This is a genomic window from Agromyces humi (assembly GCF_009720255.1).
Classification (GTDB): Bacteria; Actinomycetota; Actinomycetes; order Actinomycetales; family Microbacteriaceae; genus Agromyces; species Agromyces humi.
Window position 1 is genome coordinate 1 of the sequence record NZ_WJSP02000167.1, and the last position, 7,885, is coordinate 7,885.

The window sequence follows — 7,885 nt, forward strand, 5'->3', positions numbered from 1 at the left end:
GTGTCTACCCGCGCGCGCTCGACGAGCCGCAGACGGCGCTCACCGCGTTCGGCCACGAAGGCCGTGAAGGCCAAGGCCAAGCCCGCCGAGGCGAAGCCCGTCGACGCGAAGACGGCCGACGCGGAGCCCGTCGCCGCGAAGTAGCGCACGCCTCACGCCCGAATCCGGCGTGGCCGCGCGAACTGCGCGGTCACGCCGGACTCGTCGTCTCCGGCGAGAAAACCTTTGCCCTCCTGAGATGATGCGTGCCACAATGCGGAGTGTTCCGGGGGGAACAGGCGCGTGGAGGCGCCGCCGCTGATTTGGGGGGTCTCGGTGGGTGCACACGTGCGCGCAGGTTCGAATCGCACCATGCTGCGACTGTGGGCGACCCTGGTGATCGGGGGGTTGGCCGGCGTCAGCCTGGTCGCGCTCGAGCAGGTGGTGCCGCTCGATCCGGTCGGCCTCGCGACGTCGCCCGCTGTCGCCGTGCCGGGCGATCCGGGCGAGCCCGCGCCGCCGACGGTGGTCTACCAGGAGAACTTCGAGAACGCGCCCGACACGGGGACGCCGCAGCTGCTCGCGAACTACGTGTCGAGCATCGGTGGCACCTACACCGCGAGTCCGTACTGGAGTTCGGCGGCGAACTGCAACGGCTTCATCATGTCGACCACGAACACGCAGGCAGCGGGTTCGTGTCAGAACGATACGGGCGGCTACCTCTCGCTTCGAAAGCTCGCGTACGCACTGGGCACCGTCAACGGCTCGCCGAATCCCTTCACGAACAGCGTCGATGCCGCGTACACGTATGGATCGACGACGAACAATCAGATCCAGTTCGAGACCGTGACGCCCATTCCGCTGCCGACCCCGTCGCGGTATCTCACGTTCTCGGTGAACGCGGCGGCCACCAACTGCGGTCTGGCGCCGCATCCTCGCTTGCAGTTCAGCATCAAGAGCGGCAGTCCGACCGTCGAGCAACCGCTCGGGGGCGTCATCGACCCCTGCACCGATCCGCGGAGCAGCGTGCTCAGCACCGATGGACTGACGGGAGGGGTGACGCAGCCCTATCGAGGCGGCTCCTTCCCGGCGACGGCCTCGTTCGTCACGACGTCGAGCTCCATCGGGATCGTCATGCGCAATCAGACCGGCACGGGTGGCGGCAACGATGGTGCGTTCGACGACATCCGGATCCTGGATGTGACGCCGTCGCTCGACAAGTCGTTCTCGGCGCCGAACTTCGACGGGGTGTCGACGCTGACCTTCACGGTGACGAACACCGATGAGCTGGCGTCGAAGCTGGGGTGGTCGGCGACGGACAACCTGCAGTCGGGCCTGGTGGTGGCGAGTCCGTCGAACGCCTCGTCCACGTGCACGAACGGGGTCGTGACGGCGGCGGCGGGGGGTGGAACGATCGGTTTGGCGGGTGATATCGCGGCGGGCGTGCCGTTCTGCACGTTCACGGTGGATGTCACGGCGGCGAGCACGCCCACCCTGGAGGCGCCGCAGAACTACCAGAACTGCCCCACCGACCTCTCCGCGGTGGTCGGACTCGACCCTCCGAGCACGTGCGCCACGGTGACGTTCGTCGCGCCGGCCGCACTGGAGATCGGGAAGACCTCGACGGCGACCGTCGCGTCGAAGGCGGGCGATGTCGTGAACTACGCCGTGACGGTCCGCAACTCCGGCGGAACGCCGTACACCGCGGTCGACCCCGCGTCGTTCACCGACGACCTGTCGGGGATCACTGACGACGGGACCTACAACGGCGACGCGACCGCGTCGGGTAGTGCGCCACCGCCGACGGTGGTGGGCGATGAACTGAGCTGGTCGGGCCCGCTGGGGGTGGGCGAGTCGGTGACGATCAGCTACTCGGTCACGCTGACGCTGGCAGGCGACGGCGTGCTCTCGAACGTGGCGACCCTGCCCGACGGCGGGGGCACCGCGTCGACGCTCGTGGAGATCCCGATCCAGCCCGCGTTGTCGATCGTGAAGTCGGCGACGCCGTCCGATCCCGACAGCTTCGTGGCCGGCGCGGTGGTGACGTACTCGTTCGTGGTCACGAACTCCGGCAACGTCGCGATCAGCGATCCGGTCGTCGACGACGTGGGGTTCACGGGTGCCGGCGCGCTGTCGGCCCTGACGTGCGATCCGGTGACGGTGCTGCTGCCGGGTGCGCAACTGGTGTGCACGGCGACGTACACGGTGCAGCAGGCTGACGTCGACAACGCCGGGGTGTCGAACTCGGCGACGGTGACGGGCGACGACCCCGATGGCGGTGAGGTGACGGCGACGGCCGACGTCGTGGCGATTCCGACGACGCCGCTGCCGTCGGTCACGATCGAGAAGTCGGCGAGCCCGGGCCCGTTCACGGCGGCCGGTCAGGTCGTGACGTACTCGTTCCTGGTCACGAACACCGGCAACGTGACCCTCGACGACATCGCGGTGAACGAGGGTGCGTTCACGGGCTCGGGCGCCGTGTCGGCCGTGACGTGTCCGACGACCACGTCGATCCCGGGCGCGACGGTCACCTGCACCGCGACGTACACGCTCTCGCAGGACGACGTCGACCAGGGGTCGGTCGACAACACGGCGACCGTGAGCGCGACCTCGGAGCTGGGCGGTCCGCTGGAGTCGGCGCCGGATTCGGTGACGACCACGATCGCGCCGGCCCCGGCGATGACGGTCGTGAAGACCGCCGGTCCTGGCGGGTTCACCCGAGCCGGAGAAGTGGTGACGTACTCGTTCATCGTCACCAACACGGGCAACGTGACGCTCTCGAGCGTAGCGGTGCCCGAGGTCGAGTTCACGGGCACCGGCAGCTCACCGGTGGTGGTGTGCCCGCCCGACGAGATCGACGCGCTCGCGCCGGGCGACGACGTGACGTGCACCGCGACGTACACGCTCACGCAGGCGGACATCGACTCCGGGTCGGTGGTGAACACGGCGTCGGCGTCGGCCGCCCCGCCATCCGGTCCCGTGATCACCGCGACGCCGTCCGTGGCGCCGATCACCTTCGTCGCGTCGCCGTCGCTCACCATGGACAAGACCTCCGACCCGACGACCGTCACCGCTGCGGGGCAGCTGATCACGTATTCGTTCCTGATCACCAACACGGGCAACGTCACCATCGACGACGTCGCAGTGACGGAGGGCTCGTTCACCGGGACCGGCCCGTTGTCCGCTGCGGTGTGCCCGGCGGAGGCGGCCGAGCTGCTGCCGGATGACACGGTGACGTGCACCGCGACGTACACCGTGACCCAGGCCGACATCGATGGCGGCAACCTCGTCAACTCGGCCGCCGCGACCGGTACGCCGCCCTCGGGGTCGGCGATGTCGTCGGTCGAGGACATCGCCACGGTCGCGGTCGACGCGGTCACCTCGCTCGGGTTGGTGAAGTCCGTCGACCCGGCGGAGGTGACCGGCGCGGGCGCGACCGTGACGTACACGTTCACCGTGACCAATACCGGCGGGGTCACCCTGTCGGGGATCGCCATCGTCGAGGCGTCGTTCACCGGCACCGGCACCCCGCCGGTGGTGGTGTGCCCTGAGGAGGACCTGGCTCCCGGCGAGACACTCGACTGCACCGCGTCGTACGTGACCACAGACGCCGACGTCACGGCGGGCCGGGTGGACAACTCGGCGACCGCGACGGCATCGACCCCGCAGGAGGGCACCGTCGAGAGCGACGTCTCGAGCGTTTCGTTCGACGTGCTGCCGGTTCCGCCCATCCCGGTCACGCCGCTCGTGCCGCCGGGTCCGGCCGGGTTGGCCTCCACCGGCACGGCGGCGACGGTGACGCTGATGACGGTGGGCACCCTGGCCGCCCTGCTCGGCGCGCTCATCCTCGCCGTCCGACGACGGTGGACCGCGAAGTAGTGTGGGTGCGTGGCGCCGGCCCTGCCGGCGCCGCGCTCCCGTAGCCCAATCGGCAGAGGCAGGCGACTTAAACTCGCTCGAGTCTGGGTTCGAATCCCAGCGGGAGCACCTCGACGATCCCCTCGTCAACCCGCTGCCGATCCGCGGGGACCGGCGTTATCTTCGCGGCATGAAGGTCCTCTCCACGTCGTGGATCGTCGGCATCGCCGTCGGTCTCGTGTACATGCTCGGCATCGGGCTCTCAGGGCGGTGATCGGCGTGCGTCTCCGGCAGCATTCCCTCAGCATCTTCTTCGCCGTGCTCTTCGTGCTGGCCCTCATCGGCCAGTCCGTCGCGGGGCTGATCTCGTTCAACGAGGACCAGCTCGCACACGGCGCCGCGGCGGTGACCTGGATCGACTTCGTGACCTCGTCGGAGTTCGTCGTCGATGTCGCCGAGAACTGGCAGTCGGAGTACCTGCAGTTCTTCCTCTTCATCTTCGCGACCATCTGGCTCGTGCAGGCCGGATCGCCGGAGTCGAAGGAGGTCGGGCACGAGGGCATCGGCAGCGACGAGCAGCAGAAGGTCGGCCGGTACGCCGAGCCCGAGTCCCCGTCATGGGCGAAGGCGACGGGCTGGCGGCAGACGGTCTACAGCAACTCCCTCCTCATCACGATGGGTGCCATCTTCCTGCTGTCGTGGCTGGCGCAGGGGATCGCGGGGCAGACGGTCTTCAACGCGGAGCAGGCCGAGCACGGCCAGGACCTCCTGACCCTCGGCGAGTACCTGCTCTCGGCGGACTTCTGGAACCGCACCCTGCAGAATTGGCAGTCCGAGTTCCTCGCGGTGGGCAGCATGGTCGCCCTGTCGATCGTCCTGCGGCAGCGCGGCAGTGCGGAGTCCAAGCCGGTCGGGACCCCGCACCACGAGGGCGCGGTCAGCGCCGAGTAGTCGCGGACCACTCCCGAGCGCGGTGCGGGCCGACCGCATAACGCGCCCGGTCGCGGCCGTCAAGCCGGTCCCGAACGACCGGGGGCTGAGGCATCCTTGATCGGTGATGACGATCGTGTATGCCGGCGGTGAGCTGATGACCGGTGACGAGATTGCGGAGGCGTTGCTCACTTACAGCCAGGCGCTTGCGCAGAGCAGTACGGCGTCGACGGTGGAGATCCCGACGCTCGACGACGACGGGGAGCGCCAGATGGTGAAGGTGCTCGTCGGTCCGGCCAGCCAGATCATGGCGAAGCCCGCCGACTCGCCGTTCGGCGAGTTGCGCGACCCCGACGTGCTGGCACATCTGGAGGCGATGACGGCACGGCTGCAGCCGATGCGCAACGTCCCGACTGCCGCATCGGCGGTCGACGAGATGCCCGAGTGGGTCGAGGACCTCTGAGCACCGCCGTACCCGGCACGAAGAGCGACGGATGCCGCAGCCCGGTCGGCTGCGGCATCCGTGCGTGCGATTCGTGGTCAGCGCACCGTGCCCGGCGTGCCCGTCGCACCCGGGGTGGTGCGGGCATCGCGCTCACGACGACCGAGCAGCACCCCCAGCAGGATCATCGCGACCGCCAGGACGGCGTGCAGCCAGTTGTCGGCGGAGTTGAGCGGCACGAAGTTGGCCGGCTGGTCGCTCGAGAAGAAGAGCCCGTAGACCAGGAGGAGCGCGTAGATCGCGCCGCCCCAGATCAGGTAGTTCTTCGACGCGACGAAGCTCGTCGCGGCGGCGAGCCCCGCAATGCCGAACAGCAGGTGCACGATGTTGTGCAGGATCGACACCTGGAACACGCCCAGCAGCAGGGCCTCGGACTCGTGCCCGGCGAACTGGATCGTGTCGAGGTTCGTGGTCAGCCCCGGGATGAACCCGGCGATGCCGACCACCGCGAAGACGATGCCGAAGACCAGTGCGACCTTCTGCACCGCGGTCTCGGCGTATCTCGTCCGGTCATCGACGGGACGAGTGGTGCTGTGCATGGGAACCTCCTCTGTCGTCCGGCACCTCGGCGCCGGCCCCTCGGGGTATCACCCCGTTCGAGGTCATGATCACTCCGACGGCTCGGCTGCGGCGAGGGGCTTGACCTCAGAGGATCGGCTTCCCTCCGGTGACCGCGATTCGGGCGCCCGACACGTAGCTGGCCTCGTCCGAGGCGAGCAGCACGTAGACCGGCGCGAGCTCAGCCGGCTGGGCCGGTCGCTCCATGGGCACCTGGTCTCCGAAGCTCTCCACCTTCTCGGGCGGCATGGTCGACGGGATGAGCGGGGTCCACACCGGCCCGGGCGCCACGCTGTTGGCACGGATGCCGCGCTCGGCGAGCAGCTGGGCCAGCGAGGCCGTCATGTTCGCGATGCCGGCCTTCGTCGCCGCGTACGGGATCAGCGACGGCGACGGCATGTCGGAGTTCACCGACGAGGAGCCGATGATCGAGGCGCCCTCGCCCAGGTGCGGCAGCGCCGCCTTCACGAGGTGGAAGAACGCGCTCAGGTTCACCGCGATGGTGCGATCCCACTCCTCGTCGGGGATCTCCTCGAGCGTGGGGTGGTCCATCTGGAACGCGGCGTTGCTGACGAGCACGTCGATGCGGCCGAACTCCGAGACCGCCCTGTCGATGACCTCGCGGCAGTGGGCGGGGTCGGCGAGGTCGCCCGAGATCGACACGGCGCGACGCCCGGCCTCCTCGACGTAGCGGCAGGTCTCGGCGGCATCCTCGTGCTCGTCGAGGTAGCTGACGAGCACGTCGGCGCCCTCCCGCGCGTACGCGATGGCCACCGCCTTGCCGATGCCGCTGTCGGCGCCGGTGATGACCGCCACCTTCCCCTCGAGTCGCCCCGAGCCCCGGTAGCTCTCCTCGCCGTGGTCGGGCTTCGGGGTCATCTCCTGCTCCGAGCCCGGAAACTCCTGCTGCTGTGCCGGCTGGTTCATGTCGGTGCGCCCTTCCTCGGTCGGTCCTGGATCGTCTGTTCATCCCACAAGCGCCCGACTCCGCCGACAACCGGGTTGACAGCCGGGTGTCAATCCCGCGACACGGCCTCGACGCGCGAATAGCGTCGGAACGGGTCGTGCGCCCGCCCGGCCCGGAAGGGAACCCAGTGTCTCGCAACGTTCGCGCCATGCGGTGCTCGCCCGAGGCGGTGTTCGAGGTCCTCGCCGACGGGTGGCTCTATCCCGGCTGGGTCGTCGGCGCCTCACGGATGCGCGCCGTGGATCGCGACTGGCCCGCCGAGGGCAGCGAGCTCCATCACTCCGTCGGCGCGTGGCCACTGCTGATCGACGACGACACCGTCAGCCTGGAGTGGGATCCGCCGCGCCGCGCCGTGGTCCGCGCCAAGGGGTGGCCCATCGGGGAGGCGCGCGTGACGATCGATGTGCGCACGGGGTCGCGCGGATGCATCGTCCGCATCCAGGAGGAGCCGGTCGAGGGGCCGGGCAGCTGGATCCCGCGATTCCTCACCGATCCGATGCTCCACCTCCGCAACCGGGAGACCCTGCAGCGGCTGGCATTCCTCGCCGAGGGACGCCAGGGCGAGGCCCCCTGATGCCCACCGCGGTGGGCATCAGCGGTTCGGCCGGCATCGGCCGCGCCGTCGTCCGCCGCCTGCGCCGGAAGCGCACCGCGTGACCGACGTGGACGCGGTGGTCGTCGGAGCCGGGCCGAACGGCCTCGCCGCGGCGGTCACGCTCGCACGCTCGGGTCTCTCGGTGGAGGTCTTCGAACGCAACGCGACGATCGGCGGCGGCGCGCGCACGTCCGAGCTCACGCTCCCCGGATTCCGGCACGACGTCTGCTCGGCGGTGCACCCGATGGCGCTCGCGTCGCGCTTCTTCCGCGAGTTCCAGCTCGCGCGGCGCATCGAGCTGCGGCTGCCGCCGGTCTCGTACGGGCATCCGCTCCAGTCTCAGAGTTCCCCAGCCTCAGCGCGGCGGAGGATCTCGTCCATGCCGGTCACCACGCCGTTCCAGTCCTCGCGGAGCATCTCATCCACCGCGGGGCGACCTGAGCTGGTGGAGCACCGACAGAGAGCCCAAGGTCAGCGAAGCGGCGGCTGGAGGGGT

Annotated in this window: 7 protein-coding genes and 1 tRNA gene; 6 read left to right on the forward strand and 2 right to left on the reverse strand. The window is 69.6% G+C overall.

What is annotated here, in order from left to right:
- The first annotated feature begins 351 nt into the window (after positions 1–351).
- From GH736_RS13420 to GH736_RS13435, 4 genes are all read left to right on the forward strand, one after another.
- Positions 352–3,858: a DUF7507 domain-containing protein gene (locus GH736_RS13420; RefSeq protein ID WP_159604075.1), complete on the forward strand. Its 3,507-nt coding sequence runs from the start codon at positions 352–354 to the stop codon at positions 3,856–3,858.
- 34 nt (positions 3,859–3,892) lie between these two features.
- Positions 3,893–3,966: transfer RNA gene (locus GH736_RS13425), tRNA-Leu, on the forward strand.
- A gap of 150 nt (positions 3,967–4,116) precedes the next feature.
- Positions 4,117–4,788: a DUF6766 family protein gene (locus GH736_RS13430; RefSeq protein ID WP_407922348.1), complete on the forward strand. Its 672-nt coding sequence runs from the start codon at positions 4,117–4,119 to the stop codon at positions 4,786–4,788.
- Between the two features lie 103 nt (positions 4,789–4,891).
- Positions 4,892–5,230 (forward strand): hypothetical protein, encoded by a 339-nt coding sequence (locus GH736_RS13435; RefSeq protein WP_159604077.1) that lies wholly within the window; start codon positions 4,892–4,894, stop codon positions 5,228–5,230.
- Between the two features lie 77 nt (positions 5,231–5,307).
- On the opposite strand, the gene GH736_RS13440 is transcribed toward GH736_RS13435, so the two are convergent.
- Positions 5,308–5,808 carry a DUF4383 domain-containing protein gene (locus GH736_RS13440; protein ID WP_159604079.1) on the reverse strand — a complete coding sequence of 167 codons (501 nt, stop codon included), beginning with the start codon at positions 5,806–5,808 and terminating at the stop codon, positions 5,308–5,310.
- 106 nt (positions 5,809–5,914) lie between these two features.
- Positions 5,915–6,754: an SDR family oxidoreductase gene (locus GH736_RS13445; RefSeq protein WP_159604081.1), complete on the reverse strand. Its 840-nt coding sequence runs from the start codon at positions 6,752–6,754 to the stop codon at positions 5,915–5,917.
- Between the two features lie 167 nt (positions 6,755–6,921).
- Here GH736_RS13445 and GH736_RS13450 point away from each other — a divergent pair, with 167 nt between their 5' ends.
- On the forward strand, positions 6,922–7,368 hold the full coding sequence (locus GH736_RS13450) for an SRPBCC family protein (protein WP_159604083.1): 447 nt from the start codon (positions 6,922–6,924) through the stop codon (positions 7,366–7,368).
- Between the two features lie 79 nt (positions 7,369–7,447).
- Positions 7,448–7,885, forward strand: a 438-nt coding sequence (locus tag GH736_RS13455; RefSeq protein ID WP_159604085.1) for a phytoene desaturase family protein, incomplete at its 3' end; no start/stop codon positions are given.